Below are 24,144 nucleotides of genomic sequence, written 5' to 3'. Positions count from 1 at the left end.
GAATAATAGCGATGATGTAGGCAAAATTGCTCTGCCAGATGCAACGACACCGCAGTGAAGATTTGCGTAAGTCCTAGGCTAGATTCACATTTAATCGCCCTAATTGAAGGCAGAACAGTGACCAGCTAACCAGCCATATCGCCGATATAGCAAACAGCTTTACCCCTCAGCTGCGTTGACTTGCACATAGCGTCGCTCCCCCGTTGCAGCTTGGTAGAACACTTGGGTGAGTGCACCTGACTCTGGATCGATAAACTCTTCGTCAGTTTTTTGCCATTCACCTTTATCTAAATCTGTGATTGTGGCGGTTGGCCGATAGCGCCATTTTTCCAATAACAGCGCCGCCAACAAAATCGTCCCCCAAAGGGTGAGTGGCCATGCATGCGTGTTGCCGGCCGATATAAAAACCAAGCCTGTGATCGTCATTAACGATCCGATGAATAATAATGTGGTGCGTAACATCAGGTCAACACTCCCTAGTTTTTTTCAGTTTTCTCAACAATGACCGCTGTGCCGTAGGCCACGATTTCACTCATGGTCTGACCGATTTCGGAAGAATCAAACCGCATCATCACAATTGCATTGCCACCCATCAGGCGCGCATTTTTTACCATGCGATCAACCGCGTGGCGACGCGCTTCCTCCAGCAAGGATGTGTATTCTGTGATCTCACCACCGATAATGGAGCGCAATCCCGCCATGATGTTGCCACCTAATCCTCGACTGCGGACGACCACGCCGAACACTTGCCCTTTGACTTCCAGCACACGGTAGCCAGAGATATTTTCAGTGGTGGTGATTAACATGATGTTCCTTTATTAGTGGATGAGCCCGCACTGTAACTTGCCAAACAGTTCTCTAAAACGGTAATTCACGCACGGAATTACCATCTGATGACTGCCGATTTACCATTAATCTGGTATGTGCCAATTTGATAACGATACGCTAGGATGTGACTTTCACGCCTTTCCAAAAGGCGATAAATCCAGCGATTTGTTTGGCGGCTTCTTTTGGCGTTCTATACAGCCAGGCGGCGTTCTCATTGATCTTTCCATCCACCTCAAGGCTGTAGTAATCTGCCGTGCCTTTCCAGCCGCAGACAGTATGATGGGCGCTATTTTTTAGGTATTCAGCATTTACTTTGTTTGGCGGAAAATAGATATTGTTCTCGACAATCTGAACTTCCTCGTCCGTCGCTTGAGCGATGATCGCTCCGTTCCATATTGCTTTTGGCATGATCGGGTCTCTTTCTTTTGAGTGAAAAATGTATCATACGCCTTACGCTTCAACACGGTATCGGGCGTTGAATGACATTCCCAGTGAGTTTCATTAGCTATATTGCTGCATACACTATAGCGCCTCTAAACTCAGTTACAAGATGGCAAGATTGTTAATTGTCTTTTGACGAGTAGTTGAATATCATGTTTCCAGACGGTATTCTGTGAATGACTATTTATTTATCCCCCCGATCCAAAAATTAGATTAACGAATATACAAATTACTAACAGACTCTAGTTATAGGATTGACGCAAAATTGTTCCAGCAAAGCGTAGCGGCGAAGATAGTACTTTAGTGCAGTTAGGAGCTACAACGCGGCTGGGTCGGTTTTGCGTCATTCCTAAGTTAGTCCGCCAATTTACGGTATTACTTTTGGGTGATAACAAGCTATGTTTTTATCGAAGCAGGCATCGCGGCCAAAACTTGCCACTTTATTGACTAGTGGTGTCAGCATCGTTGTATTGTGCACAGTCCTGTCGATGTTAGTTTTGGTGGACCATTTCGCTGATAACTACGCACAAAAACAGGCCGAACAGCGCTTGCAGCAACTCTCCTGGCAAATGCGCGATGAGCTAGACCAAGTCATGCAAAGAGCCGTCGGCGATGTACAACTGCTATCGCAACTAAATCAAATTAAAGACGCAAAAGAACCAAGCGATATCCGTAACATCGTCGACACACTACAAACGACTTTTCCATCTTATGCCTGGATCGGTTTTGCAGCACCTGATGGCAAAGTCATCGCGGCGACTAAGGGTTTGTTAGAGGGTACGGATGTTAGTCAGCGACCTTGGTTTCAACAAGGCCAAAAAGGACTTTATATCGGTGACTACCATCCTGCTTTGTTGCTACAAAAGCAGATGCCCTACAGCGCAGATCCCTGGCGTTTTGTGGATGTATCTATCCCTATCCGTTCATCCGATGGCGCCTATCGCGGAGTTATCGGCGCCCACTTAAGCTGGGGCTGGGCGCGTGAAATGGCGCGGACTTTATTATCACCAGTGAACCAACAATATTCCGCCGAGATTTTAGTGGTACGTGAGGATGGTACGGTCATTCTTGGCCCCAGTGGCATGGAGGAAAAGAAGATTAAATCTGCTAGTTTGACTCAATCGCGATCGGGCAAAAGTGGGGCTACTGAAGAAAAATGGGAGGATGGGCAAGAATATCTTACAGGTTATGCTCTCACCGGTAACCAACGAAATTATCCCGCACTGAAATGGAGCATTTTAGTACGCCAGCGCAAAGATCTTGCCATGGCAGCATTGCGTAATCTGGAACACGAAATTTTGTATTTAGGTGGCGTACTTGCGCTGATATTAGCGTTTATTGCAGCACTGATGGCGCGTCGTCTGTCATCTTCTTTAATACAATTAAGTTCATCAATAGAGCGCCGCGGGCAGCATCGCACGGTGGAATCTATACCCATCGTCAATGGATTTCATGAGGCACATCTTTTATCTGTGACTTTGGCCGATATGGTCAAAAAAGAATGGCAGTATCTGGCCGGGATCGAACGTGTCAATGAGAGTCTTGAATCGACAGTCGCTGAGCGCACGCGCGAAATCGAGTGTAAAGCCAATGAGCTGGAATTGTCCCTGCAACGTCAGCGCAGCGCGCAAAGTCGCTTGCAGACGATTACCGACAATCTTCCCAGCATCATCACATTTATGGATACGCAAGAGCGCTATCTATTTGTGAGCGCTTTCGTCACTACTGAGTTTGGCGTCAAACCTGAGCAGCTGATAGGAAAGACTTTGCGAGAGGTCGTCGGGAATAAATTTTACGCAGGCCTGGCGACCCACGTGCAAAAAGTATTAGTGGGTGAACGTGTCAGTTTTGAAGCCGAAGGAACCATCAATAATCGAGTCTATTATTACCAGTCTATTTACGTACCGGCATTGAATGATGTGGGTGTTGTAGAAGGATTTTATGCGATGAGTTTTGATATTGCTGACCGCAAGCGGGTAGAGATGATGAAGAACGAATTCGTCTCAACCGTCAGCCATGAGTTGCGTACACCCTTAACTTCAATCAATGGTGCTTTGCGTTTGCTTGCTGCCGGTGTTGCCGGCGAGATTCCGCCTAAAGCGAAAGAGCTGACAACAGTAGCAATGCGTAATACAGATCGCTTACTACGTTTGATTAACGATATCCTTGATATGGAGAAAATTGCCTCTGGCAATATGGAATTCAATTTCAAACTAGCTAAGCTGGATCAGTTAATACAAGAGACTATCAGTACCAATATTTCTTATGCCGATCAATACGGCGTGAGGATTGTACGCACTGGAAATTACGGCGATGTCGATGTCAATGTAGACCGCGACCGCTTTGCACAAGTGCTCACCAACTTGTTATCGAATGCAGTCAAATTTTCTCATGAAGGAGGCGAAGTTCGCGTCTCTGTGGAACAGGGTACCAAGACTGTTAAGCTTATCGTGAGTGATCAGGGTTGCGGTATTCCTGCTCATTTTCACGATAAGATTTTTCAAAAATTTAGCCAGGTCGATAATTCTAATACTCGCAAAAAAGGCGGTACCGGTCTGGGTTTAAATATCTGTAAAACCATTATAGAACACATGGGCGGTACTATCGGATTTACATCAACGGTGGATGTTGGCAGCCAATTTTTCTTCGAATTGCCTTTGGTGTCTGTACAAAATTCCATTGATCCTTGATGTTCATACTTAGTTATTTTACTAAGTGAAAAGAATAATTATTGACTCTCTATCGCTAAAAATAGCATCGAGCTAAGAGCCATATTTTTATACATCTCTCCTCAAAAAAATAAAAAAACCCGCATACCAGCTGGTAGCGGGTTTGATCATCATCCATGAAAACCAAAACTGGATCGCGTAATTAATCATATAAATTAATCTTATAAACTGACCTTATAAAATTAACTACTTGATTGCAAATCTCATTTTGGCAGCACACTGTATTACCGGTTTGATCAATATAAAACAACGCTAATTTTTCGTATGTTTGCCAGCGTACAGAACGCCAGGATATTTGCGCGCATCCTTCGGCACAATCAGGCATCACCGCATATCACTGTACCACTTGTTTAGTTTCAGCCATTACGCTGATTTTAGGGCTAACGCAAAATTGCCCCAGATGCGTTGCACCCTCCGCTCTTACTAAGCAAATTACTAAACGTGCTGTCGTTGTTGCGTCGTTCCGGGACAATTTTACGTAAGTCCTTTTTTTAATATTTCGAAGTCAACTTAAGGTTTCATCATGAAAATTTCTATTTTATTGCTAGCCCTTGCAGGTCTTTTAACGATGACGGCTTGTGATCGCCAACCAGCGCAAGTTATCGTCCCAGTCGCTGTTCCGGGCCCTGCTGGAGCAACGGGAGCAACTGGCGCAGCCGGTGCCCCTGCCTCTGTCGGTGCAACTGGCCCCGCTGGTGCTGATGGCGCACAAGGCGCTGCTGGCGCGACGGGTGATCAAGGTATGCCTGGAAATGACGGTACAAAAGGTAAGACTGGAGAGCCGGGCAAGCCAGCCGATCCGACGATTATTGTTGTACCTGCTAAGTAATTAATTTTTTCAAAATAATAGGTTGGCAGTACTGATTGAATTGCTGCCAGCTAACTCTCAACACGATGCGATTTTCTTCGGTCAAGACACAATATTGAACGTCGGATTTGCGCATTTTTTATCCATATGATTGGAATATATGAATATGATCATTAGCCTTATCGTTTATCTTGTCGTCTTCGGACTTATCTGGTGGCTGGTCGGAATGTTGCCGCTCCCATCACCGGTAGGTCAAATCGTACGCGTGCTGTTCATCATATTATTAATTATCATTATTTTGTCGGTATTCGGAATTGTGCCCGGTATTCGATTACCGCAAATTCACTGGTAGTTTTTTGTTTTACCTGATCCCTTAGCATAAAGCGGTTCTGTGAAGGCAGTTTGTCGTCTTCGAAGACTCAAGCGGATTCAAAAGCGCAGAGAATGCAGAGGATTACGTCCTCTGTGTTCTCTGCGCTTTTATCGTTATTGGGTATTTTTTTGTGTAAACCCGATTCATACCTAACAGGCTATTCGGCCTGTATCAACTTCTGTTGAGTAAAAATTACGAGTAAACTTAAGTCAAGCCAGGACGAGTAACAACGCAAGGCAGTTCGCCAAAGGGTCAATTGTCGCAGTAGTGTTGCCACCCAAAATACGGTGGTGCCTATCCCTCTGAACACCGCATGTCGTCTGCGTTTTTTGCGAAGCGGTAGAGATCTTATGGAAAATCTGAGTTCAATGTGTGCGGTGGCGAACATAACTTTGTACGCTAAAGAGCTATCATGCTCTATAAGCAATTATGTTTTAAAAGCAAGATATAGAGTATTCCACCTCGTATTTTTCTTGCTTCAAATCTTATCTCCAATTTTTATTTTCATTTAATTACCCTGCAAAAATCTCTATGTCGAATTCAATAAAAAAAATAATCGTCCCTTTGTTATTCATCTCACCGGCGATGAGTCCTATGCTTGCTTATGCTGGTGAAATTGAACAACAGATGCTGCGCTGTTCTGTACTTGGTGATGCGAGTGCCCGGCTGAGTTGCTTTGATGCGCTAGCCAAAGCAACGACGCCAGAGCAAGCCGATACCGCAGTAGCCAAGGCAGAAGCCGTTCAACCACTCGTGAGTAATAAGCCCATGCAGTCCGCACAAGTGGTAGAACCCGCACCAGAGATATCTCATATGGTCCAGAATTGGGAGCTGGACGAAGCGTCTAAGCGAGGACGTTTTGTATTTCGTCCGCACCATGATAATTATTTGTTGCTAGCGAATTACAGCAACGCAACCAATGATCAGACGTTTAAAGAATTTACGCCAGGCGGGGTTAAACCCCAGCACGTGGAGCTGACATATCAATTGAGTTTTAAGATGAAACTGGCGGAAGATATCGCTAACTCTCCGGTTGATTTATGGTTTGGTTATACCCAGCAAAGTTTTTGGCAGGCATATAACCGTAGCGCATCAAGTCCGTTCCGCGAAACCAATTATCAGCCAGAAATCATGGCGGTGATACCAGTTAATAAAAACTTCGCCGGACTCGATATTCGCTACGTCAATTTTGGATTAATGCATCAATCGAACGGTCAAACCGCTACCTTATCGCGTAGTTGGAACAGGGTCTATGCAGAACTAGGCGTAGAGCGAGGTAATTTTGCGTTGACCACACGGGTCTGGCGCCGTCTTGATAACGCAAGGTCCGACAACGATAATATCGATATTGTCGACTATATGGGACATGGCGACATCAGAGCAGTTTACCGCGAGAAAAGTGGACAAGAATTTTCTCTGACCGCTCGGCGTAATTTTGCTACAGGTCGTGGCGCAATCCAGGCTGGCTGGGCGATTCCTATCACGACTAACCTTAAAGGATATGTTCAACTATTCTCAGGTTATGGCCAAAGTCTGATTGATTACAACTATTCACAAAAATCCTTAGGTGGCGGTTTTATTATGGATTTTTGATGGTCGCGGCGAACTAAATGACGCGGTTTTCTGACTTAAAGTCTAGCGCTAAGCTAGGCACCGCTAAGCGTTAATAAGTATCGCAGCCTGTTTAAAAACCTTGGATTGATCAGGTATCGGTCCAAGACTTGACATGGTTGATGTGCTGGAGTCAGTTTGTCGATGAATTTGCGCAGAGAGAGTGATCGATTCAATAGTTTGAAATCCATATACTCCCCGTATTTTTTCGTAAATATTCTTTTTTGCCCAATGATTATTTGGACAGTCTAAATATACTAACTATGTGTATATTTTATTAAATTGTTTTTTTAATTTGTAGTTGTTCGATTTTGCGTAATTCCTAAAGTGAATTCAATCTGTCCTACTTTCGCCCATTCCGCTAGACAGTATGGCTTGTTGATCCCTTCGATTACACTGCGTTAGCCGGAGCTATATGGCCTGTTGAGTTTATCGTTTAGGAAGATATAAACAGCAACAAGTCACCGGTCAAGAATAATTGCTAGCCGATCTCTCAGCAGATCCGCAAATTGTCGAACCCGGGCGGGTAAAAGCCTGGAAGGTGTCAGCAAAGTTAAATCAACCGGACTCAAGTGCCATAGCGGCAAGACCTTCACCAAATCGCCTTTGGACACATCGTTTTTAACAATCAGATCATCCATTACACCAATGCCAGCGTGGTTCAATAATAGCTTTCGAATAAACAGAAAACTACTGACGCAATATTTGCCGTGAACAGGAACAATGATGGGTTCATCAATCTGGTTATTGATCGAATTAAGCGTCCAATTGGAGCCATTCTCGTCTGAGTTCATACGGATGCAATGATGCTTGGATAAATCATTCGGCACCTTGATTGGTGGCGATGATTTTAAATACTGCTGTGATGCATACAGACTCAGAGGCAATGACGCGATTTTTCTTGCGATTAGGTTGGAATTGGGTAGACGCCCAAAACGCAGACTGGCGTCAAAATTTTCGCTGATTAAATCGACTTTACGGTGTGATAAATCGAGTTCGATCTGCACATCCGGATATTGCTCTGCATACTCAATCAATACCTCTGGCAAAAACGCCGTCGCAAAGTCGGGCGTGCAAGATATTCTGAGTGTTCCTTTCGGCGTATTGACGGTTTCTGAGATTTCCTCATGCGCCAGTTGAGCCTCCGCAATCAGGTGAGCGCATCGGGCATAGTAGGCTTTTCCTGCCTCGGTCACTTCGACTTTGCGTGTTGTTCTATTGAAGAGTTTCAGAGCAATTGTTTTTTCGAGATTTGAGATTCGTCTTGATATGGTTGATACGGGGACCCCGGTTCTCTTTGATGCCTCGGTAAAGTTCTTCGCGTTCACAACCTCGACGAACAAGGCGATATCTCCTAGTATTTGCATAGCCTGCTCAGTTTCCTAAATTTGCAATAGTGTTTCTTATCTTAGCTATTTATTTCCAAATTTGTTTGGAATAGTCTCTGTTTTACCTTAACAAAGAGCGAGAAACGAGACATGACAGCAAATACCCGACGTAATTTTGTGGCGAGTGCCGCAACCGCGATTGCCGCTATTGGTGGAACAAGCTTGCTCACACCAACATCAGCGGCAGCAACGACAGAAAAAAATACACCTCAAAAAAAAGGAACTGCAATGAACTCACGATTCAATCTCAATGGCAGCATTATCATGCTGGTCGATCATCAATCAGGAACCGTCAACTGGGTCAAAAGTCAGCCCAAAGATCAAGTGATCGGAGCAACGCGGGCGTTGGCCAGAATGGCTGTCGAATACGGTATGCCGTTGATATTGACGACGACCATGGAAGAGATGGTTGGATCTACCATCGACGATTTGCAACAGTTGGCACCAGATGCTTACGCCAAGCGTTTTAAGCGTGGTGGTCAGTTAAGTTGTTGGGATGATGCTGCATTGACTGCGGCAGTAAAAAAACTCAATCGCAAAAATATTATTCTGGCTGGTTTGACTACCGACATATGCGCTTTTTGGGCAGCTCATGATGCACTTCATTTAGGTTACAACGTCATGCTGGTGGCTGATGCCTGCGGTGCATTAACCACCCTGTCTGAACAACTGACATTTGATCGGTTACGCGATATGGGCGTGACTGTTTGCGGGATCAATCAAGCGCAAACAGAATTGGTAAATAACTTCGGCACCCCAGAAGGACAAAAAGCGATGAAGATTAATTTAGAAGAAATTATTTCTAAGCTCGCTAAGTAAAGAAAGAATAAAGGAGGATGAAAATGGCAAAGTATAAAAAGATCAGCGATCGGATTGAGGGCAGTAGTCATGGACCCATCATGCGATTAATTGACCCTGGCTATCTTGGTGAAAAATTAAAACCTTTTATCTTCCTTGATTTTTTCAATTCTGAAATTCAGTCCGGTTTTGGATTTCCGATGCATCCACATTCTGGAATCGCAACATTGACCTGGCAGCCAGATTATGATGTTTCGTATCAAGATACGACCGGGCAGAAGGGAATACTCAAAGCAGGTGGCCTAGAGTGGATGAATTCTGGCGGTGGCGCATGGCATCAAGGTCTGTTGATGGGCAGTGGTCATGTCACTGGATTTCAGCTATGGGTTCCGATGCCGCCGATGATTGAGGAGGGTGCTTCGCAGGGTATGTATATCGCACCTGAAGAAGTGCCAACCAGTCTTATCCCCGGCGGCACAATTCAATTGTTTTTAGGCGAGCTTGAACAAAACCAAGTCAACTTAACCAGCAACATACCATCGCATCAGGACATGAACTATTTTGTGATTACCCTTGAGGAGGGCGAGGCATGGTCTTACTCGCCGCCACAACGCCATGATGTAAGCTGGGCATTCTCATTTGAGGGATTGTCCCAAGCTCAAGACCTCATTAGCGATAAAGAATTACTTTTTTTTGAAGGTGATGGCGTGATTGATTTTAAAGCGACTCTAGGCACTTCACGCATACTAGTGGGCAGCGCGAAGAAACATGTTCACCGCCTGGTATCAGGGCAAAGTTCAGTTCACACTAGTGAGGCTGCACTTGAAAAAGGGATACAAAAAATCAAAGAGATTGGCGTACAAATCCGCATGTCCAAATCGTCGTTTTAAAACGGAAATATACAATCATCAATAAACCTAAATTAAGAGCGACTAAGTAAAGTGGGATAAAACATTGCCGTAGTAACGCCTAGGTTATTAGTTATAGAAGGGAGTTGTATTGCTGATAGGTATCCGCAGAAAGAGTAATATATCAACATACTCCCTCTAATTACTTTCTAAATTACCGTATTGTCTTTTTTTACATGGACACAAAAAATATACTGGACATAAGTATATTAAAACTGTGATGCTAGTCTCGGAACTTTATTGATATATTCATTTGCTATATGGATACGCAGACTGTTGAGAAAATCGACTTTTCAAAAGTTAAGTTCAGTTTTCATTCCACCGCTTACGCCGCTCAACAGAAATACTTTACGAATATCCTGATTAAGTAATTTAATCAGGATTAAATTCGTTTCAATTTATTGTTGACTAATCAGTTCCTAATTATTAGAATCGTTATTGTTGACTGATTAGTACATAACGATTCTTATTAAATCATGGAAAAATTTAAACACCGCCCAGTTGTGTATTTTGTCTTACTGTCCTTCGGTCTGGCTTGGCTCGTTGCGTTGCCGTTGTGGCTACACGATGGTCTAAAAAATCCGCTGGCAACCGCATTGCTTATCATGATGATGGGAGTTCCCGCGATTTCAGCGATGGTCGTGAGCAAGATTTCTGAGCCGAATGTGAGCTTAATGGAAAGCTTGGGACTTTCTTCATGGCGTCCAATTGGTCGAACGCTGAAGTTCTGTTTGCTGGCGATATTCATTTCTGTTGCTGTTTCTTTGGGCTCATTGCTTATAGGATCGATGTTTGGCGTGTATCAATTGGATCTTCAGAATTTATCTGGGCTCAAGGAGTTGCTAAACGCGAAATTTGCTGGAAACGAAGCTGCATTAGCCAAACTACCTTCACTACATACAGTCGCTCTGCTTTTGATACTGCAAGCCATAGTCGCGGCGCCATTGAATGCGATCGCGGCACTAGGTGAAGAAATCGGGTGGCGTGGCTGGTTGTTAACAAAGCTGATGCCGCTTGGTACCGTTCCTGCGCTATTGATTTCTGGCGTGGTGTGGGGCTTATGGCATGCGCCTGCGATTTTATTAGGATATAACTATGGTGCTATTCCTGGTTGGCACGCTCTTATTTGCATGTCTGCATCTTGTATTGCGTTTGGATCTGTGTTGAGTTGGATACGGTTACGCTCTGGCTCGGTTTGGGCCGCCGCCCTTGGACACGGTGCATTTAACGCTTCTGCCGGATTTATCTATGCGTATGGCGTCGCCGGACAAACGCTAGATATGACGCAAGCGACCGTTCTTGGCTGGACTGGCTGGATTTTTCCAGTTCTTCTCTCCATCGCGTTGTTTTCCTTTTTCCCAAAAAAATATGGCCCGACCACGCAACTTTGAAGAAGAAGACGTTATTGCCCTCGCTGCCGAAGTGTTTGGACGGTTAGGTTATAACGATTGTTCAATTGATGACTTACTTGAAGCAACAGGATTGCAAAGAGGTAGTCTGTATAAAGCTTTTGGATCAAAACGGAATTTATTTGAAAAGGTTTTGCAAAGAGCATTGATTCCAGGATGGCTAAAACAAAACGAGTCACTCGATTTGTTCATCATCGCCCTGCGAGAATTAGCTCCGGAAGATGATCCCATTGCCGAGCTTTGTCGCGCGGCTTTGCCTAAATCCAAAAGTGAAATGGCGAAGATCATCGGTGAGCGCTTGCTCGAAAATTTGGAATAAACAAGGAGTTTGACTATGCCTATGCTGGAACTGACCAACGAAGAGCTGATTATTCATTTGAATTTTTGGGAAAAGATAGCGTCTTTTCAGAAAAATGTCCGAGTTCGATTAGAGCATGTTCGAGGAGCGACGGACGATGACGGTTTTCGCGGCATGAATCTTGGAATGCGCGCACCCGGCACTGGTTTCCCTGGTTTAATTCAAGCAGGAACTTACAGAAAAGGCGGCGATACACAATTTGTATTTTGGACTCGCGGAACACACTGTGTTGTGATTGAGTTGGATCACGATAAATGGAGTCGAATAATTCTAGGTGTTAAAGATGCTAGGAAATTTGCACATGAAATTAACGTTGCCGTGAACAACAATAGAAATAAATAATGACTAGGACGCTCGACTTTTCAATTCGATTAGACGCGACGTAGGCGCGTGCTTGTTTGGGAATTAAAGCGAACAAATAAACTCCGAGACCGCTGTAATTTAAGATGCCAACGCAGAGAAGCGATCCGCAATCCAGTCGATGAATACGCGCAGGCGGTTGCTCACATATCGGTTGGGCGGGTACACCACATGAAACGGATAGGGCGGCGGCTGCCAGTTTTCCAATATCGGCACTAGCGCGCCCGACTCAAGATGTGGTTTTGCCGTGTAGACGAAGGTCTGGATTACGCCCAATCCTGCAAGACCTGCCGCCAAATGGGCGTTGCTTTCGTTGGCGCCAACGGTGCGGGTGCCGACCACTTCCATTTTTTTCCCTGCCCGCGCAAAGATCATTGGAACTGGCCGGCTGGTGCGTGGAGAGAGATAACTCACGACGATATGGTCTTTCTCTAGTTGATCAGGATGAGTTGGAATACCGTGCTGCTTAAGATAAGCTGGTGTGGCACAGGTGACCATGGGTACTTTGCCTATTTCACGTCCGATGAGCGCCATGTCGGTCAGCACACCACCACGGATGACGCAATCAACGCTGTCGCCGATCAGATCAACATGTCGGTCACTCACCCCAAGATCGATACGGATATCCGGGTATCGTGCAAAGAATTCCGGAAGCGCCGGAACGAGGATGAGATTGGCGGTCGAGCTGCCAATGTCAATTCGCAGGTGTCCGCGTGGTCGGCTCTGTACTGCGCCAAAGCTATTGTCAACATCATCGAGCTCCTTCAGCAGCCGCATGGTTTTTTCGTAATAAGCGGGGCCTTCGGTAGTGACCGACACGCTGCGTGTGGTTCGCTGCAGCAGCTTGACACGCAAATGCGCCTCCAGTGCCTGTATCAGCTTGGTCAAGCTGGCTTTTGGCATTTCTAGTGAATCCGCCGCCTTCGTAAAAGTGCCGACTTCTACCACGCGGGCAAATGCGCGTATTGCCAATAGCTGATCCATGTCGCTCCCGATGATTCATTGGAATATTGGTTTGATGTTGATTTGAACATTGATTCGAACTTTGATGTGATTATTCACTCATGTGAATAAAGTATTCAAATTTAGCTACTTTATTCAACAATCTGCCGGATGTAAAGTGCACTCGTCGTCAATTACGACCGGGCTGAAAAGCCCTCACTCAATCCACAAGGAGCAACATCATGAGCAAGAAACTCGAAGGTAAAATCGCACTGGTTACTGGCGGAACGACAGGCATCGGCCTGGCGTCGGCACAAGACTTTGCGGCACAAGGCGCAAAGGTTTTTATCACAGGACGTCGTCAGGCGGAACTCGATGCGGCGGTCGCTCTGATCGGCGCTAGTGCGACTGGCATTCGCGGCGATATTGCTAGCCTTAATGATCTTGACCGCGTGTTCGCCGAGATCAAGGCCAAGGCCGGACACCTCGACGTCGTGTTTGCCAATGCGGGCGGTGGCGATATGGTGCCGCTCACTGAAGTGACTGAAGAACACTTTGACCGCATCTTCAATTCCAACGTCAAAGGTACTTTGTTTACCGTACAGAAGGCTTTGCCTCTGCTGAAAGATGGCGGATCGATCATCCTGACTTCATCGACCACGTCAGTCAAAGGGACAGAAAACTTCAGCGTCTATAGCGCTAGCAAAGCCGCCGTGCGCAACTTTGCCCGCACTTGGTTGATTGAATTAAAACCACGTAATATCCGCGTCAATGCCATCAGCCCTGGTCCGGTTCACACTCCAGGTTTGGCAGGTCTGGTTCCGTCCGAACATCAAGAGGGCTTGCTGGCTCAACTTGCAACCATGGTACCAATCGGTCGTCTGGGTCAGCCAAGCGAGGTCGCCAAAGCTGCAACCTTCTTGGCCTCTGATGACAGCAGCTTCATTAACGGCATCGAGCTATTTGTCGATGGTGGCACGGCACAGATTTAGGCAGATCGCGTCCGCCAAGCGCTGCTAGGCCGCTAGTTGCCCAGCAGCCTAGCAGCGCCTGGCTCACTCTGGAAAAAACCACCATGATCACTTTATATACTTGGCTTACACCCAACGGACGCAAGGTCTCTATCCTGCTTGAAGAGCTCGGTATTTCCTATCGCGTTCAACCCGTCAATCTGAGTAAGAACGAACAGTTTTCGCCTGCCTTCCTGATGATTTCGCCGAATAACAAGATTCCAGCGCTGGTCGATGAGACCGAGGAAGGATCTATTTCTGTCTTCGAGAGTGGCGCGATTCTGACTTATCTTGCTGAAAAATATGGCCGCTTTCTACCTGCCTTTGGTGCGGCGCGTTACAAGACGCTGGAATGGCTTTACTGGCAGGTCGGCGGCTTGGGGCCGATGTTGGGACAAGTAGGATTTTTTGAAAAATTCTCAAAAACCAAATCACCCATTGCCAGCGCAAGATTTATCGCCGAAGCCGATCGCTTGCTCACTGTGATGGATAAGCGTCTGGCGGAGTTCCCTTTTCTGGCCGGTGAGGAGTACAGTATCGCTGATATCTCGGCATATCCGTGGGTCGTGACTGCCACGACTTTTCTCGGTGATGTCCTGGGCGATCGTATGAGCAGCAAACCAGCCTTAAAATGCTGGATGACCACCATAGGCGAACGCCCCGCAGTACAGCGCGGTATGGCCGTGCCAGCAATTTGAGGAATCGCGATGTCTACTCACACTAATGTCTCCAACGCGCCTGTCACCCGACCAGTTGTCCAGCGCACGATCGCGATTCTGCTAGGTAGTCTTGCGCTGCTTGGCCCACTCTCGGTCGATGCTTATTTACCTGCGTTTGCCAGCATTCAGCAGAGCTTGCACGTCGGCGCGGTACAGGTGCAATACACGCTCACGGCGTATCTTTTTTCATTCGCCTTGATGAGTCTCTGGCACGGTGCCTTGTCGGATGCATTCGGGCGGCGCAAAGTGGTGTTGGCCTCGTTAGTGCTGTTCGCGCTGGCCTCGTTGGGTTGCACCTTTGCACCAGATATCCACTGGTTGTCGGGCTTTCGGATTCTGCAAGGCGTGTCCGCCGGTGCTGGTACGGTGGTGGGTCAGGCAATGATACGAGACCTGTACGAAGGGGCCGCTGCCGCTCGCATGTTGTCGCTAGTGAGCATGATATTTTCGATTTCTCCTGCCTTCGCGCCGGTATTGGGCGGTTGGATTGTCACCGTATTTGAATGGCGCGCAGTCTTTGCTTTCCTCACGATTTATAGCGTGCTACTGCTATGGTTCTGCGCTTGCTACCTGCCCGAAACACTACCGGAGGAACTACGCCAATCCTTAGCACCCGCTAGCCTGATCCGCAGTTATACCAAGGTATTCGTCTCTAGCGGTTTTCAATATGGGGCAGGCACAATCGCGTTTAACTTCGCTGGCCTATTTTTATACGTCGCAGCAGCGCCGGTCATTCTGGGTGTGCATCTGGGACTTGGTGCCAACCAATTTGGCTGGCAGTTTGTGCCGATGGTCGGCGGTATTTTTCTGGGCTCGGTGGTGGCCGCCAGACTCAGCACAAAGCTCAGCATGCAAACGCAGATTGGCATCGGGTTTGCCATCCTCTTAAGCGCAGGCATCGCCAACGTGCTTTACCACGCCGCGATGCCACCAGCGCTACCATGGACAGTTACGCCAATCTTCTTTTACGCATTTGGCATGTCACTCGCAGCACCGCGTCTGACGTTAAAAGTGCTAGACCTGTTTCCAGATATTAAAGGCGTCGTCGCATCTATGCTGTCCTTTACTATGGTGATGCTCGCCGCCGTGATCACCGCGCTATTAGCACCGGTACTTCAGAACTCCATGTTGTCGTTGTCCATCGCTCAGTTAATGCTTGGCGCTGCCGGACTGCTGTTTTGGCTACCGACATTCTCTCGCCAAACAGGGACTGCGGCGCAGGTCTGAGTTGGCGATAATGGGTTTGCCTCGTATGCAAGCGTAGTGGGTTAGGGTAGCAGGATTTTGTTTTTAAGCAAGCTGAGAACTACCAGGCAAACTTCAGAGATGTGGTCGCATCAACATCTCGTTTGATTGTCTGTAGCTGGAGATTAACTTGCTCACGAATGTTCATGTAAGCGTAGGTAATAGATATACTCCCTCAATTTTTTAGGGAAAATGCCTTATTGTCCAAATATTATATGGACAATCTAAATATACTAGCTATGAGTATGTGTAAATCGATATATCGGTGCTGGCATTATATTGAGATGTAGCTCTGTTTTTAGTAGACGATATTCCCTTGACTGCGTCACTAGTTACCCAGCTAGCCACCCTAATCGTAAGTTCGGCAATTTTCTTGAATCGTTCGAAAAAGCGTTGATTAAGTTTGACTGGGAGGAAGTTCAAAAACAAATCTCAACGCCAATTTTTAAAGCGCATCCTTAACGAGCTAATAGAGCTTATTCGAAGCGTTCCCAAAAGTGGCAAAAAATGTTGAAGCTGCCTAACTTGACTTCACCCACTAGAGTGGAGGGGAATATCGTATTAGCTTCACACATGATATTCGGTCGTTTTGGGACCGCATAATCGACGTAACAATACCTATCCGTTAAGGGTGTAACCGCCTCACCGTGCTCCCACCAAATACAGCGTGTTGTCGCAATACTGGCGTGAACAAGCTGTAGAGCATTTTTTGGTCAGGAGCGCTAATCGCATTCAATGCTGCTTGGTGGTCAGCTGACAGCACGATATCCAACGCAGCCACGTTATCAATTATCTGCGCTACTCGACTAACGCCCATCAGGGTAGACGCCACACCTGTTTGGTGTGTGACCCAAGACAGGGCAATCTTCGCTTGGCTGTAACCAGTCTCCTCAGAAACTGCTTTGAGCGTGTCTAAGATTTTCCAATTTCGCTCAGTAAATAGCGAATCACCAAAGGGATTTGCGCCATCCAAACGTTTATCACCGTCTGCGCGTCTCTCTCCCTGTTGTGCTGCCTCACGTGGTAGTCCAGCGGCCCGCGGTGCCGCACTTTCAACACTCTCTCGGTTGTATTTTCCCGTGAGTAGGCCGAAAGCAAGCGGACTCCATGGCACGATACTCATGCCGAACTCCGCTGCCATCGGTACAAATTCGTCTTCGATGTCCCGATTGGCAAGAGAATAGAAATATTGCAAAGCGATTGGACCAGGCAAACCTCGTGATACGGCTAGCGTCGCTAGTTTAGAAATGTACCAGGCAGGTGTATTCGAAATGCCCCAATACCGTATTTTCCCAGCGCGAACTAGTGCAGCCATCGTTTCCAATAGTTCTTCTGCTGGAGTGACGGAGTCCCAGACATGAATCCAGTGCAGGTCGATATAATCTGTGCGTAGTCTACGCAGCGAGGCTTCCAGCGCGGTACGAATATGTTTGGACCCGTTACCGCCCGCATGAGGGCCGTGACCGTCCGCAAAACCCGACTTGGTTGCCAGAACAATACTGTCACGTAACGCCCCATCTTCAATGAATTTACCCAACATTTCTTCGCTACGACCGCTTGAGTACACATCAGCAGTATCAATGAAATTCCCACCCGCTTCGATATAAGCGTTGAAGATGGCTTGTGATTCTGGTTCTCCTGAGCCCCAACGAGTAGTTCCGAAGGTCATGGTTCCAAGACAAAAAGGACTGACAACCAGACCAGAGCGTCCGAGGGTACGATAGTCTGTCATAGGCATATCTTTACTTTCATAGTGATTGATAGGAAAATGATAAACCAGATTTCCAGTAAGTACAATAAATTTTGTAGTGACCACTAAAAAATATGAATCAAACAGTTAAGAAGAAGGGGAGACCGCTGTCCTTTGACCGCGATGAAGCCCTACAAAAGGTAATGCTCCTGTTTTGGCAACATGGCTACGAGGCTACATCGCTGAACGACATAACGAGCGCGTTAGAGGTAAAGCCCTCAAGTATCTATTCAGCGTTTGGCGATAAAAAAAAGCTCTTCCTTGACGCCGTTGGTCTGTATTTGTCAGGACCGATAACCTCTGAAACGATTATCGAGCAAGCCGTCTCAGCGTATGACGCAGCGCAAGAATTACTTCGAGTCTCTGCAATCGGGTTTACAGGTACGACCACGCCACCAGGCTGTTTATTGGCGAGTTCAGCGATTAGTTGTTCGGACGCCGCCAACGACGTCAAGCTGGAGTTAGCTGCGATTCGACGCCAAGTAGAAGAACGTCTTCGGACAAAAATTTTGCAGTCCATTGATCAAAAACAGTTGCCGGTAAATACGGACGCAGACGGGCTGGCGGCGATGACAATGGCTGTCATTCAAGGGATGTCAACACTGGCTCGCGATGGAGCCACGCGTGAAAAATTATTGCATATTGGAGAGATGGCAATGCGGGTCTGGCCAAAGTTTGGCTCAACTTAGACATAGGCCCGGCGTGATTTTTTTGAGATACTTTTGAGTGGAGCCATTCAAGCAGGTTACTTCAGAAATTTAAAGCGATTAGTGCCCAACTTACGAACCAAGTTGGGCGTTTTTATTTTGATCTAACTAACGACTTTAATGACGAGGAATAAATCGGAAGTCTGACTAGATACAATAAAGTCGATCGGAATCGACGAGGTAAGTTGTTGATTCTGCTAGACCGCCAAATCCAAGAAAGTCGGTCGGAGTGTGCGACAGCTTCCGGCTCAAAGCGGTCATGGTGAGCAATCCCTTAGTATTACTGCAATTCCTTGAAGCGCTCAATCTCCTTGCTCCATTTCTCGCTAATGTCTTTAAGGATTAAAGCGAGATCTTGTAAGCATTCCGAGGTAAAAATAGTCTCGCCAGTATCAGGAACTTTCTTGAAGTATTCGAACACATTTCCGTGGCACAGGTTGTTTCGCACCCTCACGAGCTCGACCGGCTTCTTCTTGCTCTTGAGCTTTTCTTCGAAATCAACTTCGCCTGGAAACGCTAAAATTTCGACTCGCAATCCGATCAGTTGAGCGTCGCGTAGCAAGGCGTTTTTCATGATGTCCACTGTGCTCATTGACTCTTCGTCAAACTTACCTTGTTGGTAAAGAATGTTAGTGCGGATACTGGCTTCGATACCGTTGATAAAGGACAGTACGGCTGCAATATGCAGACCATGACGCAAAGCCTTTTCGGCCTCCACGAAAAACCAATGCGTTTCCGCACCACGCAGGCGCTGGTAATAATTGTGTAGGTCAGCAAACGATTTCCACTTTTCATCGATATCGTCGGGCATGGTCAGATTCTTTCTTCTCTTTGCTGTAGGGGTACGTGGAGGTGCTCGCTGATGATAGACGTCGATTTCGCCGCAGTCTTCAGATAAATCGATCGGCTTCTATCCAGAAATTGAAAAGTAGATTCCCCGCCGACGTTATGGTGGTCGGCGCGTATGTGTCGGAAGCACCGCTATCGGTCGATAGCGGTCGGTATGGCTGGAATATATACGAGCTTATTCGATACGGCCAGTCAGACTAGTTTGCACTCAGCTTTCGGCTTCCGGCCGACTTCATTGTTGCGACTCAAAAATCCTAAACCCACTTACTCCACCGTCACACTCTTAGCCAAATTCCGAGGCTTATCGACATCCGTCCCCCGCGCCAACGCCGTGTGATACGCCAGCAATTGCAGCGGCACGGTGTGCAAGATCGGTGACAACATGCCGTAATGTTCTGGCAAGCGGATGACGTGTACGCCTTCGTTTGAGGCAATGCGGGAATCTGCGTCGGCGAAGACGTACAGCTCGCCGCCACGGGCGCGGACTTCTTGCATGTTGGATTTTAATTTTTCTAGCAGCGCGTCTTTTGGTGCGACTGTGACGACCGGCATGTCTTTGGTCACTAAGGCTAACGGGCCGTGTTTGAGTTCTCCTGCGGGGTATGCCTCTGCATGGATGTAGGAAATTTCTTTCAGCTTTAATGCGCCTTCCAAAGCGATTGGGTAGTGCATGCCGCGGCCTAAGAATAAGGCGTTTTCTTTGCGGGCGAACTCTTCTGACCAGGCGATGATCTGTGGCTCCAATGCCAGCACCGCAGTGATCGCTACAGGTAAGTGGCGCAGGGCTTTGATGTGTTCGGCTTCTTGCTCATCGCTGAGCCTGTCTTTGCTTTGCGCCAGTGTCAGTGCCAACAAGAACAGCGCTGCCAATTGTGTTGTGAAGGCTTTGGTCGATGCGACGCCGACTTCTACACCGGCGCGGGTGATATAAGCCAGAGCGCATTCGCGCACCATGGCGCTGGTGCTGACGTTGCAGATTGTCAGCGTGTGTTCCATCCCCAGACTACGTGCATGCTTGAGTGCTGCTAAGGTGTCGGCGGTCTCTCCGCTTTGTGAAATAGTGACGACTAAGCTATTAGGGTTGGGTACGCTATCGCGGTAGCGATATTCGCTGGCGATTTCTACATTGACCGGGACTTTGGCGATGGATTCTATCCAGTATTTTGCGGTCAAGCCTGCATAGTAGCTGGTGCCGCAGGCGAGGATTAAGACGTTATCGATTTGTTTAAAAACCTTGTACGCCTTGTCGCCAAACAGCTCTGGCATGATGGCTGTGACACCTTCTAAGGTGTCGCCCAATGCGCGTGGTTGCTCGAAAATTTCTTTCTGCATGTAATGACGATACGGACCTAATTCTGCCTGACCGGTATGCGCATGCACGGTACGGACCTCGCGTTGTACTTGCTTGCCATTGGTATCTACAATCCAGACTTTTTGTAGTTGCAGATCAACGACGTCGCCTTCTTCCAGATAAATAATCTGGTCGGTTGTACCCGCCAATGCCATTGCATCGGAGGCTAGAAAGTTTTCTCCTTGACCTACCCCGACGATTAATGGGGAGCCTTGGCGCGCACCGACTACGCGGTGCGGTTCGTCGCGGCAAAATACGGCAATCGCAAATGCGCCAGTCAAACGTTTGACGGCGATTTGTACAGTCTCAAATAAGTCGCCGCTGTACAGATGATCGACCAAGTGGGCAATGACTTCGGTGTCTGTCTGGCTTTCAAATATATAACCAACTGCGCTGAGCTCTGCGCGTAATTCTTCATGGTTTTCAATAATGCCGTTATGGACTAAGGCAATCCGTGAATTCTCAGCATCGGGAGAAAAATGCGGGTGGGCATTGGATGACGATGGCGCACCATGCGTTGCCCAGCGCGTGTGGGCGATACCGGTAAAACCAGCTAAACCTGTTTGTTCTATTTGCGCTTGCAACTCCGTCACGCGGGCGGTGCTGCGTGAGCGTTGCAGATGTCCGTCCACATGTAATGCGACGCCGCAAGAATCGTAGCCACGATATTCCAGACGTTTAAGACCTTCAACCAGGACGGGAGTGATATTGCGTTGCGCTACAGCGCCGACGATGCCGCACATAAGAACCTCTTAATAAAAATTTGAGAAAACGATAAAAAAATAAAGTGAATAAATAAGGCCAGTAAATTCGACGCTAATAAGGCTAGTAAGGCTAGTAAGAATCTTCAGCCCAAAAACGCAATTAAACATAAGATTGCAAAATTACTAATTTCACAGGATTTTGTCATCGTAAATCAGATCAAATGAAATTATCTTTCAATATTTAATTAGATTTGAACTAAAATTCAATTGCGATTATTGAGTGAAATTAAATTTCATTTAAATAAAATTTATTTATTTAAATTCCATTGGTGAAAAGTATGATGACTCTGGACGAACTGGATAAACGCATTTTGCAGCAGCTACAGCGAGATGCGTCGGTCAGCAATCAGGCCTTGGCGGAGCTAGTGCATGCGTCGCCACCGACTTGTTTGCGGCGCGTTAAGCGCTTATTGGATGAGGGCGTGATTGCTAAGCAAGTAGCGATTTTAGCGCCCGAAAAAGTTGGTGCAGGTTTGACGGCGATTGTAGAAATTACCTTGGATCATCAGGCCAGCGAGCATCAACTCGCGTTTGAGAAACTGGTGTCGGAAGAGCCAGCAGTGCAGCAATGTTATCGGGTATCGCCAGGACCAGACTTTGTGCTGGTGATACAGGTGGCAGATATGTCGGCGTACCACAATCTAGCGCACCGTTTATTTGCGGGGCAGGCAAATGTGCGGAATGTGCGGAGTTTTTTCTCTATGCTACGGAGTAAGTTTGAAACGCGGATTGAGATTTGAGTGGCGGTGTAAGCCAAGGCTTAATCCATAGCTTAATCCTACCGTTTATGTTTAAAACCTAACGCGGACGAATACTTTCTTTCAGTATGTCAGCGTCATAATGATTTTGAAAACTTTTCCAGACTGCGCCGGATTTTTCTGCTCGCTGGAGTAAATCTTTAAGTGACGCTTTGTCTTCTTCGCTGAGTGAAGATTTAGAGATATACACGCCGCTGTCACCCCAGGGTAGCTCTTCTATCGGTTCGTACCTGAGCTTATCTAAAATATCTTTCGCCCGGTCATTATCTTTAATCGCACCGACAAAAATCGATGGTGCCATGATCGTGATATGGGTCGTGTTGGCTTTTAACATCCGGGCAACCGATACGGGGTCTGCTTCCAGAACGACTCTACCTTGTTTGTTTAACTCTTTGACCAGCGCTTGATACGCGTCGCCATAATCATAGCCGCGCACTAGCACGACCTTGAGTTCTTTACGATCTAATAATTCCTGGGCAGTTTTGATGACAGGGCGGTTGATGTCGATGGAGATGATGGTCGCTCGATTAAAGACGAGCGGTATAAATATTCCGTACTTATCCCTCGCAGGTGTTCTGCTGGCGGGTATTAATAAATCGGCTTTTCCTGTATTAAACAGCACTTCCAGGCGCGACCTCGGTACATCGCTAAAGTTAAAACTACAAGCTTCTTTGCTTCCAAAGCTGCGCAAAATCTCTGGATAAATGCCGCTGATATTGCCATCAACGATGGTGACGCTTTGTCCGGTGGCAGATACCGGGACGTTAATCTCCCGCGAGCATTTTGCACCAGCATCTGGCGCGACCGCAGCCATTGCAACAATGACAGCAGCGGCAGCAATGGTACTTAATCGGTAGTTTTGTGCAAACAATGTATTGCCTTGCCTTGTCGGGAACTGTAGTCACCACTAAGTCAGCTTAAACCTACGCTGATAGCGGGTGCTGTCAGCCATCGCTATCAGCCATCTACACCACTCCATAAACATAGGCTATCGCTGCTCGTGCCGCAATTGAATTGTCGCAACACCGAGACGTATCTACAAGCATTGATTAAAATATTTGCACTGTTAAAAAGACGTGATCCCCATAAAAACAATATACTCCCCATTATTTTTATGAAAATAAGCCAATTGTCCAATGATTATATGGACGATCAATATATACATATTAGGAGTATATTTAAATCAAGAGCGCCATTCAGATAGGTAAAGAAATAAATTGATAGCTTATTGATGCCAATATGCGACATCAGCACGCAACCCGGCACATGTCCAATAAACCCTCATGAGTGTCGTTTTATGCTGATATTTATTTAGATAATTTATCTTCGGCGATAATTTCTATACAGCGATAGCCAAGCTGGATGACGCCTTGTTGCACTAATAATTTGAGTTCTTTAGACAGGGTTTGCCGCGTAATCCCCAGCATCATTGCCAGCGATTCTTGCGATACCGTTACTTTGGGGCGCGCATCTTTTGCCATACTCGCGTCGCCGTGCGCCAGCAGTAATAATCGCCGTGCGATGCGGGCCGGGGTTGATCGCAGCGTGGCGTCTTCTACTATGCCGTAGAGCAAACGGATTCTCGCTGCCAACATACTACTAATCGCAAAAGCAAAAACCGGCCGCTGCATTAAGCTCGCAAACACGCTGCGCGGCAGTACCAAAATCTCGGTTGGCCCCATCGCGGTTGCATCATGCGTACGTGGCTGGTGATCAATTAAGGAGATTTCGCCAAACCAGGTGCCGCTTTCCAGCACCACCAAAATTGCTTCTTTACCCGCCTCGCTCAAGGTCGACATTTTGATCGTGCCCGACAGCACGGCATAAAACCCACCCGGCGCATCGCCTTGGCGGAACAGCATTTCACCCGGGCGCAAGCGCAGCAGCTCGACCGCGCTGAGCATGCTCTTGCGATCACGCAAGGGCAAAGAGCCAAACCATGGGTTATTGGATAGTTGCGGTAACAAATCAAGATGCGCGTTCATGCTGGCTCGATGGTGGTTTTGTTGTGATTATCGGTGAATGGGACTTAAATTCC

The 24,144-nt window shown here is 47.0% G+C and carries 24 protein-coding genes; 14 read left to right on the top strand and 10 right to left on the bottom strand.

What is annotated here, in order from left to right:
- Positions 1 to 159 precede the first annotated feature (159 nt).
- The 3 genes from RGU72_RS15295 to RGU72_RS15285 all read right to left on the bottom strand — a co-directional run bounded on the left by RGU72_RS15295 (position 160) and on the right by RGU72_RS15285 (position 1,236).
- Positions 160 to 462: a hypothetical protein gene (locus RGU72_RS15295; protein WP_322120546.1), complete on the bottom strand. Its 303-nt coding sequence runs from the start codon at positions 460 to 462 to the stop codon at positions 160 to 162.
- A 14-nt stretch (positions 463 to 476) separates the two neighbouring features.
- On the bottom strand, positions 477 to 806 hold the full coding sequence (locus RGU72_RS15290; protein ID WP_322120545.1) for a YbjQ family protein: 330 nt from the start codon (positions 804 to 806) through the stop codon (positions 477 to 479).
- Positions 807 to 945: 139 nt separating this feature from the next.
- Positions 946 to 1,236: a DUF427 domain-containing protein gene (locus tag RGU72_RS15285; protein ID WP_322120544.1), complete on the bottom strand. Its 291-nt coding sequence runs from the start codon at positions 1,234 to 1,236 to the stop codon at positions 946 to 948.
- A 431-nt stretch (positions 1,237 to 1,667) separates the two neighbouring features.
- Here RGU72_RS15285 and RGU72_RS15280 point away from each other — a divergent pair, with 431 nt between their 5' ends.
- The 4 genes from RGU72_RS15280 to RGU72_RS15265 all read left to right on the top strand — a co-directional run bounded on the left by RGU72_RS15280 (position 1,668) and on the right by RGU72_RS15265 (position 6,772).
- Positions 1,668 to 3,959, top strand: coding sequence for an ATP-binding protein (locus RGU72_RS15280; protein WP_322120543.1), 2,292 nt, complete (start codon positions 1,668 to 1,670; stop codon positions 3,957 to 3,959).
- Between the two features lie 562 nt (positions 3,960 to 4,521).
- Positions 4,522 to 4,827 carry a collagen-like protein gene (locus RGU72_RS15275; RefSeq protein WP_322120542.1) on the top strand — a complete coding sequence of 102 codons (306 nt, stop codon included), beginning with the start codon at positions 4,522 to 4,524 and terminating at the stop codon, positions 4,825 to 4,827.
- A gap of 139 nt (positions 4,828 to 4,966) precedes the next feature.
- Entirely contained in the window at positions 4,967 to 5,158 is a 192-nt protein-coding gene (locus RGU72_RS15270) for a Thivi_2564 family membrane protein (RefSeq protein ID WP_322120541.1), read from the top strand.
- A gap of 552 nt (positions 5,159 to 5,710) precedes the next feature.
- Complete coding sequence (locus RGU72_RS15265; protein WP_322120540.1) at positions 5,711 to 6,772, top strand: phospholipase A; 1,062 nt, start codon at positions 5,711 to 5,713, stop codon at positions 6,770 to 6,772.
- A gap of 479 nt (positions 6,773 to 7,251) precedes the next feature.
- On the opposite strand, the gene RGU72_RS15260 is transcribed toward RGU72_RS15265, so the two are convergent.
- Entirely contained in the window at positions 7,252 to 8,157 is a 906-nt protein-coding gene (locus RGU72_RS15260) for a LysR family transcriptional regulator (RefSeq protein WP_322120539.1), read from the bottom strand.
- Positions 8,158 to 8,268: 111 nt separating this feature from the next.
- Between RGU72_RS15260 and RGU72_RS15255 the strand changes: the two genes are divergently transcribed.
- The 5 genes from RGU72_RS15255 (at position 8,269) to RGU72_RS15235 (ending at position 11,993) form a co-directional block, all read left to right on the top strand.
- The gene (locus tag RGU72_RS15255; protein WP_322120538.1) at positions 8,269 to 8,997 is read left to right on the top strand and encodes an isochorismatase family protein; all 729 of its coding nucleotides are present in this window, start codon (positions 8,269 to 8,271) and stop codon (positions 8,995 to 8,997) included.
- 23 nt (positions 8,998 to 9,020) lie between these two features.
- Complete coding sequence (locus RGU72_RS15250) at positions 9,021 to 9,866, top strand: pirin family protein (RefSeq protein ID WP_322120537.1); 846 nt, start codon at positions 9,021 to 9,023, stop codon at positions 9,864 to 9,866.
- 494 nt (positions 9,867 to 10,360) lie between these two features.
- A complete protein-coding gene (locus RGU72_RS15245; protein ID WP_322120536.1) occupies positions 10,361 to 11,275 on the top strand; it encodes a CPBP family intramembrane glutamic endopeptidase in 915 nt (304 codons plus the stop codon).
- Positions 11,253 to 11,612, top strand: a complete 360-nt coding sequence (locus tag RGU72_RS15240) for a helix-turn-helix domain-containing protein (RefSeq protein WP_322120535.1) — start codon at positions 11,253 to 11,255, stop codon at positions 11,610 to 11,612. The genes RGU72_RS15245 and RGU72_RS15240 overlap by 23 nt, the downstream gene beginning before the upstream one ends.
- Before the next feature lie 15 nt (positions 11,613 to 11,627).
- Positions 11,628 to 11,993, top strand: coding sequence for a hypothetical protein (locus RGU72_RS15235; protein ID WP_322120534.1), 366 nt, complete (start codon positions 11,628 to 11,630; stop codon positions 11,991 to 11,993).
- A gap of 99 nt (positions 11,994 to 12,092) precedes the next feature.
- Here the strand turns inward: RGU72_RS15235 and RGU72_RS15230 are convergent, their stop codons facing one another.
- Positions 12,093 to 12,995 (bottom strand): LysR family transcriptional regulator, encoded by a 903-nt coding sequence (locus RGU72_RS15230; RefSeq protein WP_322120533.1) that lies wholly within the window; start codon positions 12,993 to 12,995, stop codon positions 12,093 to 12,095.
- A gap of 200 nt (positions 12,996 to 13,195) precedes the next feature.
- Between RGU72_RS15230 and RGU72_RS15225 the strand changes: the two genes are divergently transcribed.
- From RGU72_RS15225 to RGU72_RS15215, 3 genes are all read left to right on the top strand, one after another.
- Positions 13,196 to 13,945, top strand: coding sequence for a glucose 1-dehydrogenase (locus RGU72_RS15225; RefSeq protein ID WP_322120532.1), 750 nt, complete (start codon positions 13,196 to 13,198; stop codon positions 13,943 to 13,945).
- A gap of 83 nt (positions 13,946 to 14,028) precedes the next feature.
- On the top strand, positions 14,029 to 14,661 hold the full coding sequence (locus tag RGU72_RS15220; protein WP_322120531.1) for a glutathione S-transferase family protein: 633 nt from the start codon (positions 14,029 to 14,031) through the stop codon (positions 14,659 to 14,661).
- Between the two features lie 9 nt (positions 14,662 to 14,670).
- Positions 14,671 to 15,909, top strand: a complete 1,239-nt coding sequence (locus RGU72_RS15215; protein WP_322120530.1) for a multidrug effflux MFS transporter — start codon at positions 14,671 to 14,673, stop codon at positions 15,907 to 15,909.
- Positions 15,910 to 16,552: 643 nt separating this feature from the next.
- On the opposite strand, the gene RGU72_RS15210 is transcribed toward RGU72_RS15215, so the two are convergent.
- On the bottom strand, positions 16,553 to 17,659 hold the full coding sequence (locus RGU72_RS15210; RefSeq protein WP_322120529.1) for an aldo/keto reductase: 1,107 nt from the start codon (positions 17,657 to 17,659) through the stop codon (positions 16,553 to 16,555).
- Positions 17,660 to 17,751: 92 nt separating this feature from the next.
- Here RGU72_RS15210 and RGU72_RS15205 point away from each other — a divergent pair, with 92 nt between their 5' ends.
- Positions 17,752 to 18,366 (top strand): TetR/AcrR family transcriptional regulator, encoded by a 615-nt coding sequence (locus RGU72_RS15205; RefSeq protein ID WP_322120528.1) that lies wholly within the window; start codon positions 17,752 to 17,754, stop codon positions 18,364 to 18,366.
- Between the two features lie 298 nt (positions 18,367 to 18,664).
- Here the strand turns inward: RGU72_RS15205 and RGU72_RS15200 are convergent, their stop codons facing one another.
- Both RGU72_RS15200 and glmS read right to left on the bottom strand, forming a co-directional pair.
- Entirely contained in the window at positions 18,665 to 19,195 is a 531-nt protein-coding gene (locus tag RGU72_RS15200; protein WP_322120527.1) for a hypothetical protein, read from the bottom strand.
- Between the two features lie 302 nt (positions 19,196 to 19,497).
- Entirely contained in the window at positions 19,498 to 21,327 is a 1,830-nt protein-coding gene (glmS, locus tag RGU72_RS15195; protein ID WP_322120526.1) for a glutamine--fructose-6-phosphate transaminase (isomerizing), read from the bottom strand.
- Between the two features lie 299 nt (positions 21,328 to 21,626).
- On the opposite strand from glmS, the gene RGU72_RS15190 reads away from it, so the two are divergent.
- A complete protein-coding gene (locus RGU72_RS15190) occupies positions 21,627 to 22,088 on the top strand; it encodes an Lrp/AsnC family transcriptional regulator (protein WP_416200132.1) in 462 nt (153 codons plus the stop codon).
- A 58-nt stretch (positions 22,089 to 22,146) separates the two neighbouring features.
- Here RGU72_RS15190 and RGU72_RS15185 read toward each other — a convergent pair whose 3' ends face one another.
- Together RGU72_RS15185 and RGU72_RS15180 are read right to left on the bottom strand one after the other, a co-directional pair.
- A complete protein-coding gene (locus RGU72_RS15185) occupies positions 22,147 to 22,977 on the bottom strand; it encodes a transporter substrate-binding domain-containing protein (protein WP_322120525.1) in 831 nt (276 codons plus the stop codon).
- 436 nt (positions 22,978 to 23,413) lie between these two features.
- Positions 23,414 to 24,091, bottom strand: coding sequence for a Crp/Fnr family transcriptional regulator (locus RGU72_RS15180; RefSeq protein WP_322120524.1), 678 nt, complete (start codon positions 24,089 to 24,091; stop codon positions 23,414 to 23,416).
- Positions 24,092 to 24,144 lie beyond the last annotated feature (53 nt).

The organism is Undibacterium sp. 5I1 (assembly GCF_034314085.1).
Lineage (GTDB): Bacteria > Pseudomonadota > Gammaproteobacteria > Burkholderiales > Burkholderiaceae_D > Undibacterium.
The sequence above is the reverse complement of the archived record's forward strand: the minus strand, read 5'-3'. Positions and strand labels throughout refer to the sequence as shown.